This window comes from Legionella lytica (genome assembly GCF_044626755.1).
Classification (GTDB): domain Bacteria; phylum Pseudomonadota; class Gammaproteobacteria; order Legionellales; family Legionellaceae; genus Legionella; species Legionella lytica_A.
Genome location: NZ_JBGORX010000001.1, coordinates 689,191 through 712,020 on the forward strand (window position 1 = coordinate 689,191; position 22,830 = coordinate 712,020).

The window sequence follows — 22,830 nt, forward strand, 5'->3', positions numbered from 1 at the left end:
GTACGCTTAGATGTAAAGTGAAACTACAAAAAACCCATTCGTACAGCGGTTTGCTCATATGCAACCTAAGTAATTTAATAATTACCCAGGTTACTCGTGAATGTATTTATACCTGTATTTTTATGTGAATATCCTCTCTAAATTGTTTGGCATTAGTATGCTCACCAAGATTTAAAGCCAATGCATCCCCTCGAATTAAAACCTCATTTGCCAAGGTTATTAAATGACCAGGAAGAGTTGATGCGTTTGTGCGTAATTCAGCCATTAACTCATTAACCATGTCTGTTGTAAAATTACCTAAATCAATTTGGTTATCGAAATTTGCTAGTGCGGTATTTAATGCTTCAAGATTAGCTTTGTTTTTAACATTTTCAAAGAAACGACCTAATTTATGCCGTGTTTCATGGAAATGTGGGTTATCTTGAGCAGGATAATGCTCATCAAAATATTTGTCTGATGCATTTTGCAAACATCGAACTAATTCAATAAATTCATTATGGTTATGGGTCGTAAATTGTTTAAAGGTGTGCACCTCTTTTGCATCCAATGACCATTTACGTAAGACCAGGTCTTCCATTTGATTCAAGGTATTAAAGTAACGACTTTGGCCGCTGCTATTCATCTTAAACCAACGCGTTTCATTTTGTTCTTCATCGTTTTGAATGGCGGCACGTTTAGCACGACTAATCGCTTGAAGTACTTCGTAATAGTGGGGAGTATCTGCAGTTAGTCCCGCAAGTTCAATATTTAATGCCTGTACTTGCTCTGAGCGTTCTTTTGATTTGAACCAAGAACCTTGATAAGTACTTATTAGTTTATTTAAATTATGTGACAAATCTGATGCCTTACGATGGCTTTCTTCAGCCGTGTAGGGAACAAGCAGTTTAGGTTTCCCGATGATGCTTAACTCATCCGCCAATTTTAATAACTCATGTTGTTGTTTTACTGTTAGGTCACGTTTTACATGCACATTGTGCTTGGCCTTGTGCTCCTCTAATACTTCTTGAGTGTGTTGAATATATTCACTAAGCCCATTCTGGAGTAATTGCTCATTCTGCTCATGATTCCAAGTATAATCATGATGTCCTGCATGAGCATTTTCTTTAACAAACGATTGTTGTTGTAATAAATGCATCCATATCAGGCGTTGATTCCTTTTAGCGCCATTACTAAAATCAAAAAGCTGGGAGATTTCAGGTCTCAATGACATAGCGAGACTATCACCACCTTCCGTTGCAGCTGATTGATAAAATGAATTCACTACGTCGAGGACACTGTTTTTGCTGGCAGCAGAGACTCGTTTATCTAAATAAAAGGCGATGTTATCAAACAAAGGCTCATAAGTTTGAAGTCGATCTAATGTATTTGATAAGAGCTGTAATGTGGGTTCACTGCAGTTTTTGAAGCGTTCAGTCGCAATCATTAGCTCTTCGTACTTTGCATGCGGATTCGCTGCATGAGACGTACTGATTTGAACTATTAGATTTGAAAGCGCTGTTTTGGACTCACGTGCAATACGGTCATCAGCGACGTATCGTAACATCGTTTCTATCGCTAGTGGTAGCTGCGGAGCAAGTTCACCCAACTCGCCAATAAATTTAATCATCAATTTTAATTGTTCTGGCTCTAAAGCCGCAAATTGTAGTGTCAGGTTTTCTTGAGCCGTTTTATCTAGCCCAGAAATTGCTTGATAAAAAATGGAGATTTTTTTGCAATAATCATTAAACTGTCCTATTTTATGCTCCTTCTTTAATGACTCATTTTCTAGTATTGTTTTAAGCTGGTTAAAATGGGTATTCAATGCTGTTACAGGAGATAAACTCATTGATGCATTAATGAGTTTAAACCACAATTGTCCGTCTAGTTTTATCGCCCATTGCAAGAATTTATTTATTGGTAATAAATCATTTGAGCGACGCGATAGGCCTTGCCACATCTGTATGACTTCGGGAGCATAACGTCCTTCACCACCTATATTAATCCAGTCTTGAGTTTTTTTCACGAGGTTAATGAAGATGTCCCAGTTTTCCCCTTCTTTAAAATGGGTCATTGCATTACAGAAATCTGTTAAAAAGTTTTTAACCTGGTTATCAGGAGCGTATTTAGACCAGGTTTCCCACTTGGTTAGCATACGAACGCGTTGCTCCGGTTCTGCAGCCGTTGCATCGATAAACATATTATAAAGGGAGCCATATTCTTCTAAATCTAGCCCTTTATTTTTCTCTTTAATTACATGGATAATTTTCCCAAATGTAACAAAGTGAGCGCTACTCATGGGGTGAGCCGTACTCAAAAACAAAGAAAATAAGTCCTGATTTAATATTCGGGGGAGTAGGTGCATTTGGGCAATGTAGTCAGCTCCCCATTCCTGTTGCTGTCTAATGGAGAATTTACCTAAATATTCCATCAGCGGTAACGCTTGTTCAAGTCGCCCAGTAGTAGACAGAAGATTAGATGAAGCTATTAGTTCGAGTATTTGCTGTTTTAATGTCGGGATTAACGCATTTAATGCTCGTTCGCAGCGTAGACGGGTTGCATCAGAAACATCCTTGAATAAGTTTTTGGGTTTTAGTTCTGGTGCTGCTGTTTTTTCGAGTTCTTCCCACGCTGCCGAGGGCTCTATAACCTGTTGAGTGGCTAACTCTAACTTATGAAGAAACACAGACAGTGATTTGCATGAAGAAATTTCCGCGGCAAATTGTTTGAGTCGTTTTGAATTGGTGGCTAGAGCTCCTACATATTGAGAAACATTACCTATATTTTTACCAGCAAGTGTTAATCCTGGTAATTGAGATAGTACACTACAAATAGTTGCAATCGCCCGATCTTCGTTTGTGGGTTTGCTTGCTTTTGTTGGGACTACCATCTGAATATTAGTTGGCTGATGCTGCTCTAAAATAAACTGCTCGATTTCGAGTTGTTCATCTCTGCACGATTGAATAAATAGCTGTGAAATGTTCTGTATTTCATCTTCAACCCCATCGATTTTTTCATCAACACTAATATTTTCCTGACTTGAAATATCAATCCATGATTTATCTAATCGTCTTAGGTGTAGGCTAAATTGGGACGTTAGGGTTTGACGTAAGCTTGGATCCTCAATAGAACCTAAGATTTTCATTCCCCACGAACAATATTGTGCAATGGCATTATGATACCCTTCGTTGGCTGCGTTTTGTAAGCTAAAGACATATTCACGCAAGAGCATAACGCGCTCAAAACATTGTTCCTCGTGACTATTCACGAGCTGTTTGACCTCGTCCAATAGGGTTTTTAGTTTTCTCACCTTTTCATCTGATTGTAGTAGAGCCTTCACTACCTCCCATAAACGTTGTTCTTCATCTACTAATTCATTGGATAAATAGTATTGGAAGACCTCACCCTCAGCACCGTTTCGCGCGGTTCGTCCACCTTTTTGTAGTTTATCGTTGGTATCATTCACATCAAACAAGAAGACAACTTCCACGCCAACATTATCCCCACGGCCAAAGCCGGAAGCGACTAAGCCCACGGCATGTTGTTTTTTACCCCCATGCCAGTTTTCTTTGCTGGTTTTGTCTATTAAAACCTCAGCTGCTGTACGGTGCTCCTCATTAGTATAAAATACAAAGTGTTGCGCCAATTCCTCTGCACTAAAATGCTTCTTCAAGACTTCGTTCAACTCCTGAACTTGTCGATCATTCTTACAGGAAAAGAGCATCGATTGCTTCTTCTCAATACAGGTTTTGATTTGAGAGACCAAGGATTCCATGCGTGCTTCATTTCGGTTATAGAAGTTAGGTTTATGCCAGAAGCGTAAATCACGTTGGTTGGTGGGTACGTGCAATACTTCCGTCCCTTGCTCATGGTTTAAGGCTGCAGCTTGCGCGGCAGAAATAGTTCCTGAAAAACCTTCCCAACTTCCCCAAAGTTCCCGCATGCGTTGAGCGGCTACTTGAGAGCTGATGATGTGGCTTTCGGGATGAATATGGAAGTTTTGTGGCTCTCCTTGTGTACGCGCCTCCGTATTTAAGCGTACGGCCAACAATTGATGCACCCCTGCACTGAAGGTGGATCCCACCATTTTTTGGTTGTCGGTTGAGAGTGGGATGATTTCGCGCATGGGATAGGATTCATCACCGACCTCAATATTTTCTTCCCGCACCGTAAAGCCAACCCCCCATTCCAGGCTGAAGGCTTCATGAGCCGATTGCAACCATTGCACCAATTGCAATGGGTCGCGCATCATGTTGGTGATGAATAGTTGGCGCTCTTCAATTTCCCCTGCATCATGTTGCAATGCTTTAGCAAAGGCGTGTAACTTGGCTATGTTAATCACGCGATCTTTGATTAATGTTTCTTTGTTTTGAAGGTAAAACGCATTAACGGCTTGATAGAACCACGTCATTTGTTTGGGCGTTTTTCCGGTGGGTCGGGCATAGTTGAATTCTGTCTTACGGCCTTCTTCAAAACGAATAAAATCAAATTCATCAAAGAGGGCGACCCGGTCGCGTGGCGCGATGGATATAGATTGCCCAGAGTAGCTTTGCTCATCTAAAAAGAGAGACAAGTCTCCTAACGTGGAGTAGTGAATCTGTGCGTCCAGGTAGTCTTCTCGGGATGACTTTGGATGAATATAAGCGGTTTTGATGTCTAAATAATCAAACAAGCTTTGGTAATCTTCCAAGTCGCGTTCTGCCAAGGTGCGTTTGGCCGTACAAACATCGACGATTTTGCCAAGCCCCGCGTTGCGTGCTGCTCGTAATGCAACGAAATGGCTTTTTCCTTCCCCTGTAGCCAGTTGCAATACTCTGGTTTGGGCTTGTAGTCCAATATCATTGGCAATTAAGGCAAATTGTTGAGCTAAATGGGGGTATTTTCGGGTGGTTCGTCCTAATACCTCAAAAAGTACTGCCCAGATTTGCGCTCGAATTAAATCATCTTGAGGTTTAGTCTTGGATAATTGATGGAAGGCATCTGCTAATTCCTTCTGGCTCATCTGTGCAAGGGCAATGTTACTGTCTTTAATGTATTGCTCACCACGTTCCAATTGTTTTAAGTAACTGAAAATTAGAGTGAGTCTTGTGCTGGTTTCCGCACTTAACCCTTTGTGTGCTTGTTTACCACTAATTTTTGTTTCTGCAATCATGCGCTGCAAGTCCGCATCACGAGTGGCGGAGATTACGCCATAATCCATACGAGGCTCGGTGAATGGGTGGCGGGCAAAAGTTTCATAGCTTGCCGACCAACTAATTTGCTCTCTTTCTTGCTTTTTCAGCAAGTGAAGGATATCTGCGGTGGTAGGGGACGGCTGGTTAGGGTAAGCCTTAGCCAAATGCACTAAATCAGCATACTCCATGGTTGCCAAACGGTCCACCAATTTGGTCGCCTTCTTATTCAGGTTATGCTGATAGCTTTCGCTATCTTGTAATCCGGGGCGCAGTGTACTGAAGGCCACCACGTGCAAGATTAAGGATAGGGTATTGGAGTCATGTACAAATCGAGCTTTGATTTTATTGAATAAATCTTCTTCTTGTTTCCGCAAACTCAGGGCTTTTAACCATAAAGCGGTGGTTTGAGTCCATTGAGCATTAATTTCTAATGCAGGAGGGTGTTGCAATAGCCAACGGCAATTTTCAAAGCGGATTTCCAATTGTGGAGTATTTTTGCTTTTAGCTAAGATTTCCAAGGCATACGTCCTACTTTCGGCATAACCTTCCATAGATAAAATGGCCATAATTTGACCCAATAAAACCACGTTGCCTTGCCAATTGTATTCACGTAGAGCTATTTGACATAAGATTTCTTGTTGGTGGCGGTCAAATACCGTATTTTTTAATATGGCTTGCAGGGGCTCTTTCAAGTCAACAGGGAAGTTTTTGTCGACATTATTGATTTTTTTCGGTGCAATAGTTTCTTCCTGTAACATAACTTTCAGTAAAGATATGGGGAAGAGCGCTTGATCGTTTTCAGGTTGAAGTGCGCGTAATAGTTGATGGAAATAAGTTGCACTCCAAAAATGGCCTTCAGGCATTTTTTCTAAGGACGAGAGAAGAGGCTCAATTTCATTGAGGTAGGTGCGGTTTAATTGTAATTTTTTCAAAAAACGTACGATGGGTTTTAATTCCTCTTTGGCATGGCTATCAGTTGGCACCAGGATGTGTTTTTGCATAAATTGCCAAATGCGGTCTTCGTGATCGACAAAGAAGCCCAACCCCTCTGGACGATCTCCTGGGCTGTCGGTCAACGCACGGAAGTCCCCGCTTTTTGAGTACTTAAAGTGCAACCCTTGGATATTGAATTGTTCAATAAGGGCGATACGGTATTCACTGGTATGAGCCATGTTGTCTTTCATCAGCTCAATACACTGAATAATACCCTTCCAATGGGCTTCATTGGTTAGGGCATCTAAATTACTGATGGCATAGTCAATGGAGAGCACTTGGCTGATTAAAAGCCTTAATTCCTTACGAACGATGGGGCGTAAGTCTTCAGTCACTTGATAAAATTGATTTAATAGCCCAACATCAGTCACTCCAAATAAGGTAGCCAGTTTGTAGCTTTCTCGCAGTAGAGATTCTGGATAACTCAGGGCCTTTTGGGGTTGCGCATTCAATAAACTTGCAACCTTGCTTACCTCCGCCTCGCTCCAACGTTGTGTCTGATGGAGTATGCTTAAGGATTCTAATACGGTACCGTCAGGGTATTTACTGAGCAGAGCTGGAAGGTTGATGCTTGATGCCATTGCCTCTAAGGCTGCCATCGCGTCAAGGCTGATGCTCAGGTGTTTATTGCCACGAATATAGATGGCATCAAACAAATGGCGGGCAATTAGCTTTTGGAATCTGGCATCCGCGCTGTCTAATTTATTAAGAGTGGCCTCCATATCAATGGAGTTGTATTGGGTATGTAATAACCATAACAGTTGATCACGTGATTCCAGGGCATCATTGCCTAATTTAGCCACTAACAAGTTATAGGATTGTTGGCTAAATTGTGCTTTGGAGGCCAGGGTACGCTTCATTCGCAAGGTGGCCTCGTCACCTCGCCATACATATAGAGAGGTGAAATCGGGGGCATAGGTTGGCGATCCTGATTTGAACTCACTTAAATGTAATTCGTTTTCAAAATACTTGAATCCTTCATGTTGCAAGGCATAGTGAACCCCTCCGTAGGTTAAATCAAAGCACTTGAGATTGGTTAAAAACTTTTTTTGCATCTCGTAATCAGGAGTTTGATTTAAGCTGTGAAGAATGCGCTCAAGACACACGAGCATGTTTTCAGGTAGTAGCTCATTAAATTCGTCACCATCAAGCGTTAGTCCCATTTGCTCAATTTCAGAAACAAAATAACTAAATCCACGCCATAATGCTTGAACTCTCTCCCAATCCAGGCTTTGCATGTGGAGCTCAAGGATTTTGCTCCATGCTTGCAGGGTGCCTTGTGCTTCCCGCGATTTGAGTCGAGTCATCATATCATCTAGGGTGAGAAAGAAACTCTCTGTGATGAAGCAATTGAAGTTGGCACTTTTCCCTATTAGATTTTGGTTAAAGTGTTCGAAGAAGTCACTTCCTAAGGTTGCTTCGAGTTGGCGTAATTTACTTAAGAACGTAGTCAGGCCTCGAGCTCCAAATCTATAATAAATTTGTCCCAAGGCTTGGAGGTACTGGTGATCCATATTAAGTTTAGATGCCCACAGCGCTAAGTCCTGTGAATTGATTTGCTGCAGCAAGAGGTCTTTTAATCCGTGCACTGACGGATTCATTAGCGATTCATCTTGGGCTATGAATTGTTTTATTCCGTCAACCCCCGCATATTGCCACGTTTGTAAAAAGACAGGCCAATGGCAGAGCATTTTCTCTTTATTAGCTTTGAGTAGGCTACTAATTATTCCATTATTTTTAAGGAACTCATTGTAGTCTTCGCTGTAGTCAAGTTTGCGGGGCTGCATGTGAGCAAACAATATAATATTGTTCCAATCTTCTTCATCGAAGTCTTTCGACATCTTAGCGGTATATTTATCCAGGTTAAATTGTCGGAAATCTCCTTCCCACGGCTCGGCTTGTGGAATACTTACCGTTAAATCAAGGGTTAGGGGATTAGGTGTGGTTACATAAGATAATTCTGGGCTATAACATAAAATTAAATGGCCATCTTTGGAGCGTTGGGTGTAAAAGCCCTTGGGGAGGTTGTCTGGACTTAAACCTGAGGTCAAACGGCTGTGTTTACGTATTAAGGCTTGAGCGGCCTCCAGCGTCATTTTTTTAATGACATGATGAGCATCAGCTTCTGGATTGGCACTAATCCATGTATGAAAAAATCCCTGCAGTAAATTTTCTGTATTAGTTTTTAAAATAGCAGCATTGGGCTTGGTCGGGTTCTCTTTCGCAAAATGCAGCCAATATTGGTTTAAGAGGCGATGAACATTGGAATAGTCGACCAATTCACCGACCATAGCTTGCTCCAACATGTTGACCACTACTTTTTGCTGCTCTTGTTGCATTTGGCGACTTTGTTCAATTTGTTGCTGTTGCTGCAATTGCAATTGAACCACGCCTCCTTTTTTCAACGGCCACTGATTGTTTGAGTCGAGATTTCCTAAGGTGCGGTCAATAAGATGTCCTAAATCTATCTCTATGGGGTCTTTTTTAGCATCTTTTGGGATTGTCTTTTCGATAGGTTTTTCAGTCGGCATTGCAAAATTACTAACTTCTTCAATGTGTTGAAGGATTTCATCAGCGGCCTTTTGATGACGATTTTTTAAAATAACGTCATTCAAGAACGAATACATGACGCGTAATTCACGAACCGCTTCATGAGTATTGGATTTATCATCTAACTCAGGAATGGCAATTAATCCGGTCCATTGATTTTGGCGCGCCCCATCAATCAATTTTTGGAGAAATTTTTTGCAATCAGCTGGATGCTTCATACATTCAGCGAAAGTAATGCATTCAAATTGCTTGAGTTTGTTCAACTCGTCTATAATTGCGACTAATTTATTATCATTCTTTGGTTGGTAGGCAATGCCTAGTTCCTCAAAGGGGAAATAAGCCTCTTTGTTTAAATGGCTTAAGAGGGTACTTAAATAGACTTCATACTCATGAGGTAAACAGGCTGCATAGAAGGCTGGTCTATTTTTCCCGTAAAGGTTTTCAAAATATTCGCGTTCGATCTCATCGTTTAATAATTCTAAAACTGAATCAAGCCCTTGTTTCCCCATTTCCATGATGCAATTTTTGAATAGCTCATGTTCATTTTTAGGAGCCAACAAATCAGTTGCTTGGGTTAAATGAACTAGCCAGTAGCGTGCAGCTTGACGCCAGTAATTATCGACTAAAGGAGGACGATAGTCATTCGCTGCCAGCCATCGGTTGCGTGCAAAGGTGGGTAACAAGGCTTTTTTAATGTTTTCCAAAGAGTTGTTATCTTGATAAATATCTTTATTAATTTGGAATTCGGTAACGTAGGGGTTATCCAACAACGAGTTAATAACAAATTGTTGTTCTTCATTATTCAGCTGATAGGCTGATGGGAGATTAATGGATATGACGCGTTTTTTTGCCTTGGAACGGATTAGGGCTAAAACGATCATCGTTGCATAGAATTCTCTCTGCGCATTGGGGAGATAAGCATTTCCTCTCGAATCTCCAAGGTTTATCCAGAGAGCATTAAACCATTCGCTATTTGTATGTGTTTTATAGCACTCGGTGATATGAGTATCACGTAAGCTAGAAATACTCAGATTATCAGGAACAGTTAAGGTGATGGATTTACTATCAGATTTTACTAAAGCAGGATGTGCCGATAAAGTCGCAGCAAACCCAACTGGTAAAGTACGCTGAGCTTTATTGTTATAAGAACGCAGGTTCTCGATATGCCAGTCGTTTGCTCGCATTACTTGAATTACTTTACAAATGTCACCTTGCCGGAATTTTTCGCCATTGACCTCGCCCAAGCTCGCTGTTTGCGCAATGTATACTAGAGGACAACCTCCTTGGAAGTCATTTTTCTCAGTTGATGCTTTTGCGGAAATTCTTAATAGGTGTTGGAAATCTTGGGTACAATACGTTGTTTTTTCCTTTTGCTGTATTCTATAGGTCATCCCTGGGTTATCACCGCCGAAATAGGTCAAAACTAACTCTTTAAATAAATTATTGAAATCAGAGTTAGTATCGAAGTTCCAAGCATGTGTAATGTTATTATCGAGCCAGGAAATTGCCATATATCCAGTTGATGGAAGGCTGTTTGCTGTCGCTCCTTTAAATTGGGTTTCTTTTAAATTCATCCCTAATAGATCTTGCACATCTGCTTTTTCACGTTCTGTTAGCGCAGTTTCACAATAAATTTCAGGTTCACTACCATTTTTAGGTAAGTGGATTACTCCCCATTTCGGTATGCTTTTTAAATCCCGGTTTAAATTAATAACCAGCGCATTATTTGCTTTAAGCTTCTCTTTATCTGCAACACCAGGAACAATTAAATGATTTAATTGCACTACTTGCACTTTGGATTTATTAAAAGCTTGTAGTTCGTTTATTCCGTTAACTAAACGAACCATGTCAATATAGGAGAGTGGTTCGGCTATTTTAAAATCATTAACCGCAGTTTTTTCTAAGAAGCCGAGTTGTTTTGATGGCTGAAGTCCAAGAGAGGGAACAAAAATAAACTCTTCTTTAAATCGATCAAGAATTGCTGGTGTTTGTAGGATTTCGTAAAGTTTTTTAATAACTTCTTCAGGGGTAAATAAGTCATTTAATTGGCTCATACATTGATCAAAGAGGCGCAGGTAACTGTTAGCAGTATCTGTGATGTTTTCATCATCATTTAATACCGCCAGTTTAAACAAATCACTAAAATGGTTTTCGATTGCTTCAGCAATTACTTCAAAATTATCGAAATTATATTTTCTTTTTAAATTGGCATAAGTTTCTGAATACATGCTTCCCGCTCTTTAATTAAGTTGTGTGCATTAAATGCGGTCAGTATACGTGATTTTTTGCTTTCACGTAACTCTTTAGAGTTCAAATTGTGGTCAATATGAGGATTTTTAAATATCATCTCTTTTATTTGTGGTAATTTTTTAGGAAACATAAATAAAGAATACGTACTCACTTTAGCTTTTTGAAAGGCATGCGCCAGTCAAGATTTTTTGCCAAATTCAATATTTGTATTGTAGTATACCGGCAAAAATTATGGAGGCATTTATGACCCGTTCATCTGATCTATTCCATCAAGCCCAGACAGTTATTCCTGGAGGCGTTAACTCACCGGTACGTGCATTTAAGGGGGTAGGTGGCGATCCAATTTTCTTTAAGCAAGGGAAAGGTGCTTATCTAATTGATGAAGATAATAAAGAATATATTGATTATGTCGGGTCATGGGGGCCGCTCATTTTAGGACATTGCCATCCCGCAGTAATTGATGCAGTAACGGAAGTGCTGCATAGTGGGATGAGTTTTGGTGCGCCTACGGCACTTGAGGTGCAATTAGCAGAAAAAATTATTTCTTTAATTCCTTCCATTGAAAAAGTACGCATGGTGAATTCAGGTACTGAAGCAACTATGACGGCAATCAGACTTGCTCGAGGGGTTACGGGTAAGAATAAATTTATTAAGTTCAATGGTTGTTACCATGGGCATAGCGACAGCTTATTAGTTAAAGCAGGTTCAGGTCTGTTAACTTTAGGTATTCCGGCCACACCAGGTATTCCTCAAAGTGTTACAGAGCACACCTTAACGGCTGATTTTAATAATTTAGAACAGACAGCGGCTTTATTTGCAAAGTATCCAAATGACATTGCAGCCATTATTTTAGAGCCTGTTGCGGGAAATATGGGATTTGTTTTACCAAAGCCTGATTTTCTGCAGGGCTTACGCGAATTATGTGATCAATACAATGCCTTACTCATTTTTGATGAAGTAATGACTGGCTTCAGAGTGGGATTACATGGTGCTCAAGGTGTTTTTGGTATTAGACCCGATATTACTACTTTAGGTAAAGTAATTGGTGGGGGTATGCCGGTGGGGGCTTTAGGTGGGCGAGCAGATATTATGGCTTATTTAGCACCAGAAGGACCTGTATATCAAGCAGGAACTCTTTCAGGTAATCCTTTAGCGATGGCAGCCGGTTTGGCGACTCTGAGTGAAATTGAAAAGCCTGGTTTTTTTGATGCATTAAGTCGTACTACCCAGCATTTAAGCCAAGCATTGGCCACTGCTGCAGAGGCAGCAAAAGTTCCATTGTTTACTGCGTCTTTAGGCGGTATGTTTGGTTTTTGTTTTACAGAAAAAAAGTATATTTCTGATTATGCAGATGTTGCTGCTTCGGATGAAGTTCTCTTTAAGAAGTTCTACCATGCCATGTTAGAAAAGGGCGTTTATTTTGCACCTTCAATGTATGAGGCAGGATTTGTGTCTATTACTCATGGAGAGCAAGAGATTGCGAAGACCCAGGAAGCTGCAGAACAGGTTTTACGTAGTTTAGTTTAGGCTCTTTTTAAAGGGAGGTCAGGCCATCGCTTGACCTTTCGCAATGGCAGGTTTTTGCACTTCTCTAGAAACGTCGAGCCATGGGCTCGACACCACTTAGTGAGCGCACTTAATACGGATTTAAGCAATATCCAGGCCAACTTTTACCCATCAAAATTAATTTTTAAAACACTAGACAGTCATTTTTCCCCATGTCATAGTGATTTTACGTTTTATGCTTGAAAGGACCGGCATCTTGAATAGAAAAAAGGATTTATTTAGTTCTATGCCAGAGGGAATTCTCTCCATTTTTGCTATGCAGATAGTTTCTACCTTAAGCTTTAGTGTCCTGTATTCAACTTTAGTTTTATACATGGAAGGTAAATTAGGGGTTCAGACGAGTACTGCACACAGCGTTATGGGAGTTTTTGTCGCTTTCAATTATGGTCTGCATCTACTAGGCGGGCTTTGGGGTGGGCGTTTATTATCTAACCGTGCTTTATTCTGTGTAGGGATGGTTCTTCAAGTCATCGGCTGTGTTTTATTATCATTCTGTGATGTAAACCTACTTTATTATGGTTTGTCTGCATTTTTAGCTGGCTCAGGCTTAAACGTTACCTGCATCAATTGTATGCTGACCCAACGATTCACTCCTGAGGACACCCGACGTGAATCGGCGTTTTTAATGAACTACGCCGGTATGAACATTGGTTTTTTCGTTGGTTTTAGCTTAAGCGGAATTTTTCAGCTAAGCCAAAATTATGAACGTCTGTTCTTGCTAAGTAGTTTGGGAAATTTCGCCGCATTAATTATTTGTTTGTACTGCTGGAATCAACTAGCGGATCGCGAAACACAGTACGCTCTAAAAGATAAGGCTACACAGAAAAAATCTAATGCTTGGGGGATGTTGTTTATCCTTGTCCTGCCTGTCGTACTCAGCCAAGTACTACAAAATGCTGAATGGGCGAAAAAATTGGTTTTATTAACCGGTGTATTGATGGTTGGCGTTATTGTTTATCTTGCAAAGCAACAAGAAACAAAAATTGCTCAAGATAAAATGTTGGCTTTTGCCGTATTGATGCTGGTTGGAACAATTTTCTGGATGCTTTATCATGTGGCACCCATGGGGCTGACTACATTTATCGATCATAATGTGCAGCGACAATTTGCTGATTGGATTATCCCACCACAATGGTTCCAAAATATTAATACGGTGTGCATCGTTATTGGGGGGCCATTGCTTGGAATTGCTCTACAGAGAATGCGGAAGAAAGGAATCCAGGTAAATATTCCTACTCAATTTGCAATTGCCTTATTTTGTATTGGTTTTGCCTTCATCATATTACCGATTGGTATTGCCTATGCAAATGAGCTGGGTTTAGTTAACCCCTCGTGGATTGTATTATGTTATGTCTTACAAAGTATCGGTGAGCTTTTAATTTCTCCCATTGGTTATGCTATGATCGGTTATTTGGCTCCAACATCATTACAAGGTATGATGATGGGCATGTGGATGCTCACTTCCGGTATTGGCGGAACTTTATCCAGCTACAGCTCCAATTGGATGATAGCAGGATCAAGCAGTGATTCTCCATTGGCTACGAATAGCGGCTATAGTTATGTATTTTTAATGTTAGGCTTATTTGCAGTGGCTTCGGCAGTGGTTTTATTTGTGCTCGTTCCTAAATTACGTGCATTAATCAAAGAAAACGGCGAATCTGCGCTGCAAGAGACTAAGGCTTCGGTTTCTGAACGAGTGGTTGTATGTGAGTAATCTTTTTGTACCGATTAAAACGGCAGAGCTTGATTGGCATCAGGACCTGCCTTTTTCTATTCAATATGATGATGTTTATCATTCCTCAACAAGCGGGATAGAACAGAGTCGTTATGTATTTGTTGATGGCAATAACTTAATCCCACGATGGTTGAATGCATCAGAGCAAAGTCAATTTACTATTGCTGAGACAGGATTTGGTACGGGCTTAAATTTTCTATTAACCTGGCAGCTTTGGGAGCAATCTGCTTCAGAGCAGTGTGGTTTGCATTTTATTTCCTGCGAAAAACATCCATTAACGCGTCATGATTTAATCAAGTCATTAGCTTGCTGGCCTCAATTGGAGAAGCAAGCGATGCAGCTTATTGAACATTACCCGGTATTAACTCCAGGCTATCATCATTTAATATTTGCTAATGGGCGGGTTCGGTTAACCTTAATGCTCGGAGATGTGCTGGAATGCTATGAACAGTTATTAATTTGCGGTGAAGCAAATCTAGAACGTTCATTGCGTACTACCTATGTTGATGCGTGGTATCTTGATGGTTTTGCTCCTGCTAAAAATCAAAGCATGTGGTCTGATTCGTTAATGAAAGTCATTGCGATGTTATCACAAGAGGGCACGACTTTAGCGACTTATACTGCAGCTAGTGTCGTTAAAGAAAACCTACGCCAACATGGCTTTATTGTTGAAAAGAAAAAAGGATTTGGCCCCAAACGGCATATGATTAGCGCTACGTTTAACCCACATGGATTAACAAGTCTAAAAAAGAAGCAAACTCCATGGCATGCTGGGCAACCTGAGTATTATAAAGAGCGTACTGCTGTAATTATTGGGGCGGGACTCGCTGGATGTTTTACTGCCCATTGTTTAGCTAAACGCGGCTGGAAGGTCACTTTAATTGATGAACTGAATGAAGTGGGACAGGGGGCCTCTGGGAATCAACAGGCTGTTTTATTTCCAAAGCTCTCAGCATACAACTCACCACTAACGCAGTTTATGTTGGCGGCTTTTTTATATGCAAGTCGCGAATATCACGCTATTTTAAATCAACATGACATAGGCGTACTCAATGGGTCTCTTTTATTAGCGTACAATCAAAAAGAGCAACAGGCCCAAGCAAGCCTTGAGGATTGGCTCAAGCAATATCCCACCTTGGGTTCCCTAGTAACGGCACAACAAGCTTCGGAGCTTGCGGGGATTCCGTTACACCAATCCGGATTATTTATACCCTTATCTGGATGGATTAATTCTCCTGCATTATGCCAGATCTTAATCCAAACAGAAGGGATTACCTTAGTTAAAAATAGCGTAGTAGAGCAGTTAGTGTTTGATAAGCGGTGGCGAGTAAATAATTATGTCGCCGAGGTAGTAATCTTATCTAATGGCTATAAAGTAACTTCGTTCTCTGAGACCGAATCACTACCCATCAAACCCATCCGAGGCCAGATGACGGTGATTGCGACGACCACCGAAACGACTGCTTTACGAATACCTTTATGCGCTGAAGGCCATGTATTGCCTGCACAAGGAGGTACACATTATCTTGGCGCCTCTTATGAACTGAAAACAGATCATGCAACCATTAAAGCTCAGGATGATTTGCTTAATTTAAATAAAATAAAGAATATCGCTCCGGATGTATCTTGGTCGGATGAAATCAAATTTAATTGGGCCGGAGTGCGGGCAACGACAACTGATTATTTACCCATCGTTGGGCGAATAGCTGATGCGAGTGCCTTTAATACGCTCTATGCGGGATTCGAAAGTAATGCAAAACGCTGGATAGCTAAAGCAGGGCCTTATTATCCAGGTCTTTATGCGTGCACGGGCTTTGGCTCCCGTGGGTTAACCACTATTCCTTTATGCGCTGAATGGTTAGCCACACTTATAAATAATGAAATGACTTTTCTTCCCAGAAATTTACAACAAGCTTTATCGCCTGCACGCTTTTTGCGTAAGGATATAGTGTGTGGCAAAGTAACAACCTTCTAAACGAATGCCGGTTTTCGCGTAGCATGATATGCGAATACGCAGCAGCCCTGTATTAAGACTAAGACTTGAGCTAATTCATTTCTTTAATATTCATGATACAATTAAATTTTTAGCAAAATGAAAAACACATGATCGATCTTCATTGTCATAGTCATTTTTCAGACGGGGCTTTAAGCCCTCAAGAACTTATAGAACGAGCGCAAAAACAAGGAATTCACTGCTTATCTCTCACAGATCATGATACTGTGGCAGGATATGCTGAACTAGTTCAGGCAGCAGCATCTACCTCCATTAAGATTATTAATGGCATTGAATTGAGCACTCGCTGGAAAAAACATGATTTTCATATCTTAGGGTACCAAATCAATCATACAGCGGATTTATTTGCATTAATTGAGCGCCAAGTTGAAAGTCGCATTGAACGAGCAAAACAGATTGGTGATGCACTCAAGGAAGTTGGCGTCTCCGATGCTTATGCTAAAGCATGCGAGTTAGCTGGACATACTCGGGTTGCTCGTCCTCATTTTGCACGTGTATTGGTTAATGAAGGTAAAGCAAAGGATTTGCAAAAAGCGTTTAAACAATATTTAGTTCGCGGAAGAAAAGCCTATATTCCTACTCCTTGGCTCACTGTGCAAGAAGCGGTAGAAGGTATTGTAGCTGCGGGTGGTCAAGCGGTTATTGCTCATCCACTTAAATATGGATTGACGCGATCTAAATTGCATGAGTTAATTGAAGATTTTAAAGAGGCTGGTGGTAGAGGTATTGAAGTGGTTTCAGGGGAGATGACTGTAACTGAAATCAATGAGATGGCAGGGATTTGCTTAAGATTTAATCTATTAGCTTCTTCTGGCTCTGATTTTCATGCTGATGGTATATCTCGTGTAAACCTTGGCGGTCAGAAGCAATTACCGGTAAACTGTGTGCCTATTTGGCATGAATGGAACATAAAACAGGGGACTTTATGAGTCAGTTTTTTGCATTACATCCTGATAACCCTCAAGCTCGCTTATTGAGAAAGGCTGTATCTATAATTCAAGATGGTGGCGTAATTGTTTATCCAACCGATTCAGGTTATGCCATAGGTTGTAGCATAGGAAATAAAGCAGCGCTTGAGCGGATTAGACGGTTAAGACAATTAGATAAAAATCACAATATGACCTTGGTTTGTCGAGATTTATCAGAACTAGGTACTTATGCTCGTGTTTCAAACCCTATATTTCGTTTATTAAAATCACGAACCCCGGGTTCTTACACGTTTATTTTGAACGCAACTCATGAAGTTCCACGCCTCATGTTGCATCCAAAGAAAAGGACATTAGGACTAAGAGTTCCTGATAATGTGATTACACTTGCTTTATTGGATGCTTTAGAAGCACCTTTAATGAGCAGTACCTTGATTCTTCCTGGAGCTAAAGCGCCATTGAGTGAGCCTGAAGCAATCAGAGATCTATTAGGTAACCAAATTGATTTAGTAATCGATGGCGGTAACTGTGGGCAAGAGCCGACGACTGTTGTTGATTTAACGGGTGATTATCCAGTGATTTTAAGGGAAGGAAAAGGGGACCCAGAGCCGTTTAGATAGTTCTGAAACGGCCTCATCTCCTTTAGTTACCCTTAGGTTGTATTTTAATAACAAAAAAGAGGATATTGATGTCAGCATTATTTACTTCCAATAAACGTGTTGTTTCTGGTATGCGTGTCAGTGGGCGATTACATCTTGGCCACTATCATGGTGTACTTAAAAATTGGATCAAATTACAACATCAATATGATTGCTTCTTTTTTGCTGCAGATTGGCATGGATTAACCACTCAATATAACGAGCCCGGCTTCATGGAGAAGCACCTGTGGGACATGATTATTGATTGGCTGGCATGTGGTGTTAATCCTGGCCTATCACGCATATTCATCCAATCCTGGGTTCCTGAGCATGCTGAGCTGCATTTGCTTTTATCTATGATTACCCCATTAGGCTGGTTAGAACGTGTACCAACCTTTAAAGACCAGCAGGAAAAGCTGAAAGAAAAAGATCTTTCAACCTATGGCTTTTTAGGTTACCCCTTATTGCAAAGTGCGGATGTATTATTGTACCACGCAGACCATGTGCCGGTAGGAGAAGATCAGGTTGCCCATATTGAATTGACTCGTGAAATCGCGCGTCGCTTTAACCATATTTATGGAAAAGAAGTTAATTTTGAAGAATTAGCTGCTGAAGCCATAAAAAAAATGGGTAAGAAAAATAGCAAAATTTACAGCGAACTACGCCGTCAATTCCAAGAGCTTGGCAATCATGAATCAATTAAGACTGCGCAAGCTTTACTTGAAGATCAAGCCAATTTATCGATTGGTGATAAAGAGCGGCTTTTAGGGTATTTGGAGGGCAGTGGTAAAATCATCCTTACCGAACCACAACCCTTGCTTGCTGCAACGTCAAAAATGCCGGGAACTGATGGGCAGAAAATGTCTAAATCCTATCATAACACCATTATGTTAAGAGAAGAGCCAGCTCAGGTCGAAAAGAAAGTCTTAACGATGCCAACCGATCCTGCTCGGATTAAACGAACTGATCCCGGTGAGCCAGAGAAATGTCCTGTATGGCAATTCCATAAAATCTATTCTCCCGATGAGGTGAAGGATTGGGTGCAAACAGGTTGTCGTACTGCGGGAATTGGTTGTGTTGATTGTAAAAGACCAGTCATTGATGCGATTAAGAAAGAGCTTGAACCGATACAAGCTTCTATTGTCGATTATGAATCAGATTTGGGTTCAGTAAAACGTATCGTTACCGAAGGAAGTGAGGCGGCACGTGAAGAGGCCAGTAAAACAATGAATACGGTTAGAGAAGTGATGGGAATAGATTATTAATGGAAGTTGAATTACCCAGTAAACTGGAAATTAAAGCCGTTGTTGGCGGTAAAGAGTTTACTGAAATTCCAGAGGATTTATTCATCCCACCTGATGCGCTGGAGGTTCTTTTGGATTCCTTCAGCGGGCCGTTGGACTTATTGTTGTACCTTATTCGTAAGCAAAATATTGATATTTTAGATATTCCTATTGTCAGTATTACAAAGCAATATTTGCATTACATTCAATTAATGGAATATCGAAAGATGGAGCTTGCTGCTGATTATTTGCTGATGGCGGCTATGCTTGCTGAGATCAAATCTCGAATGTTATTACCGGTTACACCAAGCGGTGATGAGGAAGAGGATGAAGATCCGCGTATGACTTTGGTTCGTCGATTACAAGCCTATGAACAGATCAAGTGTGCGGCTGAATTATTGGATGGTTTACCCAGACAAAATCGAGATAATTTTGCAATTCAATTAGAAACTCCTGAAATGGAATTAATTAGAGTACATCCAGAAGTAGATTTAGCTGAATTGATTGCGGCAATGAAGACTTTATTGCAGCGTGAAGAGCATATTAGCCATCACCAGATATCACGTGAAGCGATGTCAGTTCGCGATCGTATGAATGAGGTTTTGTTGCAATTGCAAGAGCATAAATTGCTTGAGTTTCGACAGTTATTTACTTTAGAAGAAGGGCGTATGGGCTTGGTTGTTTCTTTATTAGCAATACTAGAATTGGCCAGGCAATCGCTCATTGTTATTACACAGCAAGAAGCATTTTCTCCGATACATCTACAGGCTGCATAAAATGGATGAAATGGAATTAAAAAATATCGTAGAAGCTTTGTTATTAAGTTCTTCCGAGCCTTTGTCTTTGGATAAATTATTAGAAGTTTTCGAGGAATGGCAAAAGCCGACGAAAGAACAATTGCATGGTGTAATTGACGTGTTAAAAGCAGACTATGCCTCACGTGCACTTGAGCTAGTGCAGGTTGCTACTGGCTACACTATTCAAACTAAAAAAGAATTTGGTCCGTGGGTTGCGCGTTTGCAAATTGAAAAGCCAGCCAAATATTCACGGGCATTTTTGGAAACCTTGGCAATAATCGCCTACAAACAGCCGGTAACTCGTGCAGATATTGAAGAGTTACGTGGTGTGTCTGTAAATAGCCAAATTATGAAAACCTTATTAGAACGGGAATGGATTCGTATAGCAGGGTATAAGGATGTTGCGGGTAAACCTGCGGTTTATACAACAACGAGAGAATTTTTAAATTATTTTAACCTTAAAAATTTAAATGAACTTCCATCCTTACCCGAAGTCTTGGAAACATTAACCTTAGATAATCCTATTGATGAGTGTACTACTGAATGAGCAGCGAACGGTTACAAAAAATATTAAGCCAAGCGGGACTTGGTTCACGTCGTGAAATGGAACGATGGATTGAAAATGGCTGGGTACAAGTTAATGGTAAGCCCGTAAAATTGGGCGATTCAGCTACTGGCGAGGACAAAATTACGGTAAAAGGTAAGTTAATTGCCAACCCATTAAAAGTGAAGCAAAATACGCGTATTCTACTTTATCATAAGCCGGTGGGTGAAATATCAAGCCGTCATGATCCTAAATTTGAAAAAACTGTGTTTGATAACCTGCCTCATTTAAGACAAGGTCGTTGGGTGCAAGTAGGGCGTTTGGATTTGAATACATCGGGATTGCTTATTTTTACTACTAATGGTGAATTAGCAAATCACCTCATGCATCCTCGATATGGATTAGAACGTGAATATGCCGTACGTGTTCATGGTGAGGTGAGCCAAGAAATATTAAAGAATTTATTAAAAGGCGTTGAGCTTGAAGACGGTATTGCCAAATTTACGCGTCTGGAATCTCGAGGTGGTGCAGGAACAAATTCCTGGTACCATGTGACGCTAAATGAAGGCCGTAATCGTGAAGTACGTCGTTTGTGGGAATCTCAGGGGGTTGAGGTGAGCCGTTTAATACGTATTCGTTATGGTATGATTTCTATGCCACGCTATTTGGCTCGTGGACAGACTTATGAGTTAACTCCTAAAGAAGTCACTGATTTCTTAGCTTCGCTGCCTAAAGAATAATATTATTCAAATATGGAATTTATTGGCTGGGCTGCTGCAACTTTATAGCCTAGCCAATTTATCCTACAGTAAACTTTAATTCCTTGTGCGCGGCGAACATGGAAGCAAAGCTTCATTCGTACATAGATATGTTTCACAATCCTGTATTACGACTTCGCCGAAGTGCGGGCTACTTTTGTTGAGGCTACGGTAGTGTAAGTGCTTTTACCAAATGGCTTGAGTGAGGTGGCAATATGTTCGTACAACTCAGGCAACCAACGCGGTTGGGCGAAGGTGGATGTTGAGGGTTTTTCATGTCGTAAATCATTCGGGGCAATAATTACCTGGATATTATTTAAGCCCACACGACGTGCCAAGATAAACAGCTGATCAATGGCTAAGTCACCAATTGCTAAACACCCTACAGATAAGTCTTTCCCATGAATAAAAATATTATTACCTAACTGTCTTCTACCATCTTCATAACCTTTCTTTCTATCAAAGTTATTAGGATAGTTAATCATCATCGATAAATGCATGCTGCTAAAGGGGTTAAAATTCACTAACTTGTAAACGCCTTCAGGAATTTGCTTGTCATTTTCACGTAATTTCGGACCCAGACGACCACTAAATCCAGTTAATGGATAATTATGGACATGGGTCCAATCTTGATCAGTATTTTTTGCCCAAAGCTCTACTCGGCGCTCTGCTTTAAATGCAAGCAGTGCAATTTCGCGTGGTGGATAGCTTACCTTGGCTTTGGTGAAGTATGATTTTAATTGTGGCTCAACACGTAAGCCATAGCGTTTTATTGCACGATCAATTGCCTGATCCCAATCAAGCTTATGAGACATTGCAAAGCTATTTAAACTCAACAGCATCATTGCTAAAGTAATAAAACTTTTCATAAAAAAACTAAGGTGATAAATTATAGGCATGGTATCAAATAATAGTCCGTAGAACAATTCTAAACTCCCAGGCAGGGGACATAAACTGTCCTTAAAAATGCTTGGGTATCAATAACCTTACTTACTTTTTTCTGGTTTAGCCGTTTTCGTTGACAACAAGTGTAACTGATTTGTAACAAAACTTGGATTGGTTGACAAGTGACCTACAGAAGCAACTAATCCATAATAATTAGGACACAGATACATCACTGTATCATCGGGCATCACTTTATAAAATACATATTTATAACCACAATAACTTGGTTTACTAAATAGGGCAACCTGCATTACCGGTGTTCCTGTTTTTTTATTTTCAATGAAGAACGCATTAATCCATACATTGATTACCACCAAAAACGCACCAACAACAACTAAAGCATTAATAAAGGTAGCAACATAATTAAATACTGGATGACCACTACTTAAGTGCATGATGACATAGATCAGGGAAACCAGTAGAACCACGAGGGTAAAGGAGTAAATTGCTGCATTCGTGTAATCAAAATAAGTGCTAAAAATTTGATTTCCAGAAAACTGAAAGTGAATCAGCACCGCAATAAGGCTAATCCAAAGAGAAGAAATAACATACTGAATCGCTTTTCTTTTAATCCCAATAATTAAATGAACCAAAGCAATTAAGGGAAAAAAATATTGAATAACTTGAGCCAGCGTGTACATTAAATTCATTTCTTAAATTAAAGCTTATTTTTCCTAGGTT

Annotated in this window: 12 protein-coding genes; 9 read left to right on the forward strand and 3 right to left on the reverse strand. The window is 40.4% G+C overall.

Going from position 1 to position 22,830, the window contains the following annotated elements; translation table 11 throughout:
- Nucleotides 1-106: 106 nt before the first annotated feature.
- Entirely contained in the window at nucleotides 107-10,921 is a 10,815-nt protein-coding gene (locus ACD661_RS02910) for a hypothetical protein (protein ID WP_400186171.1), read from the reverse strand.
- 265 nt (nucleotides 10,922-11,186) lie between these two features.
- Between ACD661_RS02910 and hemL the strand changes: the two genes are divergently transcribed.
- The 9 genes from hemL to rluB all read left to right on the forward strand — a co-directional run bounded on the left by hemL (nucleotide 11,187) and on the right by rluB (nucleotide 21,186).
- Nucleotides 11,187-12,470 (forward strand): glutamate-1-semialdehyde 2,1-aminomutase, encoded by a 1,284-nt coding sequence (hemL, locus tag ACD661_RS02915; protein ID WP_400186172.1) that lies wholly within the window; start codon nucleotides 11,187-11,189, stop codon nucleotides 12,468-12,470.
- Nucleotides 12,471-12,735: 265 nt separating this feature from the next.
- Nucleotides 12,736-14,223 (forward strand): peptide MFS transporter, encoded by a 1,488-nt coding sequence (locus tag ACD661_RS02920; RefSeq protein ID WP_400187216.1) that lies wholly within the window; start codon nucleotides 12,736-12,738, stop codon nucleotides 14,221-14,223.
- On the forward strand, nucleotides 14,216-16,219 hold the full coding sequence (mnmC, locus tag ACD661_RS02925; RefSeq protein WP_400186173.1) for a bifunctional tRNA (5-methylaminomethyl-2-thiouridine)(34)-methyltransferase MnmC2/FAD-dependent 5-carboxymethylaminomethyl-2-thiouridine(34) oxidoreductase MnmC1: 2,004 nt from the start codon (nucleotides 14,216-14,218) through the stop codon (nucleotides 16,217-16,219). Before ACD661_RS02920 ends, mnmC begins: the two co-directional genes overlap by 8 nt.
- Nucleotides 16,220-16,347: 128 nt before the next feature.
- Nucleotides 16,348-17,187 (forward strand): PHP domain-containing protein, encoded by an 840-nt coding sequence (locus tag ACD661_RS02930; RefSeq protein ID WP_400186174.1) that lies wholly within the window; start codon nucleotides 16,348-16,350, stop codon nucleotides 17,185-17,187.
- Complete coding sequence (locus tag ACD661_RS02935) at nucleotides 17,184-17,804, forward strand: L-threonylcarbamoyladenylate synthase (protein WP_400186176.1); 621 nt, start codon at nucleotides 17,184-17,186, stop codon at nucleotides 17,802-17,804. Before ACD661_RS02930 ends, ACD661_RS02935 begins: the two co-directional genes overlap by 4 nt.
- A gap of 68 nt (nucleotides 17,805-17,872) precedes the next feature.
- Complete coding sequence (locus ACD661_RS02940; RefSeq protein WP_400186177.1) at nucleotides 17,873-19,087, forward strand: tryptophan--tRNA ligase; 1,215 nt, start codon at nucleotides 17,873-17,875, stop codon at nucleotides 19,085-19,087.
- The gene (locus tag ACD661_RS02945; RefSeq protein ID WP_400186179.1) at nucleotides 19,087-19,881 is read left to right on the forward strand and encodes a segregation and condensation protein A; all 795 of its coding nucleotides are present in this window, start codon (nucleotides 19,087-19,089) and stop codon (nucleotides 19,879-19,881) included. The genes ACD661_RS02940 and ACD661_RS02945 overlap by 1 nt, the downstream gene beginning before the upstream one ends.
- A gap of 1 nt (nucleotide 19,882) precedes the next feature.
- Nucleotides 19,883-20,449 (forward strand): SMC-Scp complex subunit ScpB, encoded by a 567-nt coding sequence (gene scpB, locus ACD661_RS02950; protein WP_400186181.1) that lies wholly within the window; start codon nucleotides 19,883-19,885, stop codon nucleotides 20,447-20,449.
- Complete coding sequence (gene rluB / locus ACD661_RS02955) at nucleotides 20,446-21,186, forward strand: 23S rRNA pseudouridine(2605) synthase RluB (protein ID WP_400186182.1); 741 nt, start codon at nucleotides 20,446-20,448, stop codon at nucleotides 21,184-21,186. Before scpB ends, rluB begins: the two co-directional genes overlap by 4 nt.
- Before the next feature lie 146 nt (nucleotides 21,187-21,332).
- Here rluB and ACD661_RS02960 read toward each other — a convergent pair whose 3' ends face one another.
- Both ACD661_RS02960 and ACD661_RS02965 read right to left on the reverse strand, forming a co-directional pair.
- Nucleotides 21,333-22,073 carry a L,D-transpeptidase family protein gene (locus tag ACD661_RS02960; RefSeq protein ID WP_400186184.1) on the reverse strand — a complete coding sequence of 247 codons (741 nt, stop codon included), beginning with the start codon at nucleotides 22,071-22,073 and terminating at the stop codon, nucleotides 21,333-21,335.
- Nucleotides 22,074-22,190: 117 nt separating this feature from the next.
- Nucleotides 22,191-22,790, reverse strand: a complete 600-nt coding sequence (locus ACD661_RS02965) for a type I secretion system protein LssZ (RefSeq protein ID WP_400187217.1) — start codon at nucleotides 22,788-22,790, stop codon at nucleotides 22,191-22,193.
- Between the last annotated feature and the right edge of the window lie 40 nt (nucleotides 22,791-22,830).

What these genes read in the sequence shown, in the direction of transcription:
- ACD661_RS02910 (WP_400186171.1), bottom strand. Translation starts at nt 10,921, where the DNA reads ATGTATTCAGAAACTTATGCCAATTTAAAAAGAAAATATAATTTCGAT.
- hemL (WP_400186172.1), top strand. Translation starts at nt 11,187, where the DNA reads ATGACCCGTTCATCTGATCTATTCCATCAAGCCCAGACAGTTATTCCT.
- ACD661_RS02920 (WP_400187216.1), top strand. Translation starts at nt 12,736, where the DNA reads ATGCCAGAGGGAATTCTCTCCATTTTTGCTATGCAGATAGTTTCTACC.
- ACD661_RS02930 (WP_400186174.1), top strand. Translation starts at nt 16,348, where the DNA reads ATGATCGATCTTCATTGTCATAGTCATTTTTCAGACGGGGCTTTAAGC.
- ACD661_RS02935 (WP_400186176.1), top strand. Translation starts at nt 17,184, where the DNA reads ATGAGTCAGTTTTTTGCATTACATCCTGATAACCCTCAAGCTCGCTTA.
- ACD661_RS02940 (WP_400186177.1), top strand. Translation starts at nt 17,873, where the DNA reads ATGTCAGCATTATTTACTTCCAATAAACGTGTTGTTTCTGGTATGCGT.
- ACD661_RS02945 (WP_400186179.1), top strand. Translation starts at nt 19,087, where the DNA reads ATGGAAGTTGAATTACCCAGTAAACTGGAAATTAAAGCCGTTGTTGGC.
- scpB (WP_400186181.1), top strand. Translation starts at nt 19,883, where the DNA reads ATGGATGAAATGGAATTAAAAAATATCGTAGAAGCTTTGTTATTAAGT.
- rluB (WP_400186182.1), top strand. Translation starts at nt 20,446, where the DNA reads ATGAGCAGCGAACGGTTACAAAAAATATTAAGCCAAGCGGGACTTGGT.
- ACD661_RS02960 (WP_400186184.1), bottom strand. Translation starts at nt 22,073, where the DNA reads ATGAAAAGTTTTATTACTTTAGCAATGATGCTGTTGAGTTTAAATAGC.
- ACD661_RS02965 (WP_400187217.1), bottom strand. Translation starts at nt 22,790, where the DNA reads ATGTACACGCTGGCTCAAGTTATTCAATATTTTTTTCCCTTAATTGCT.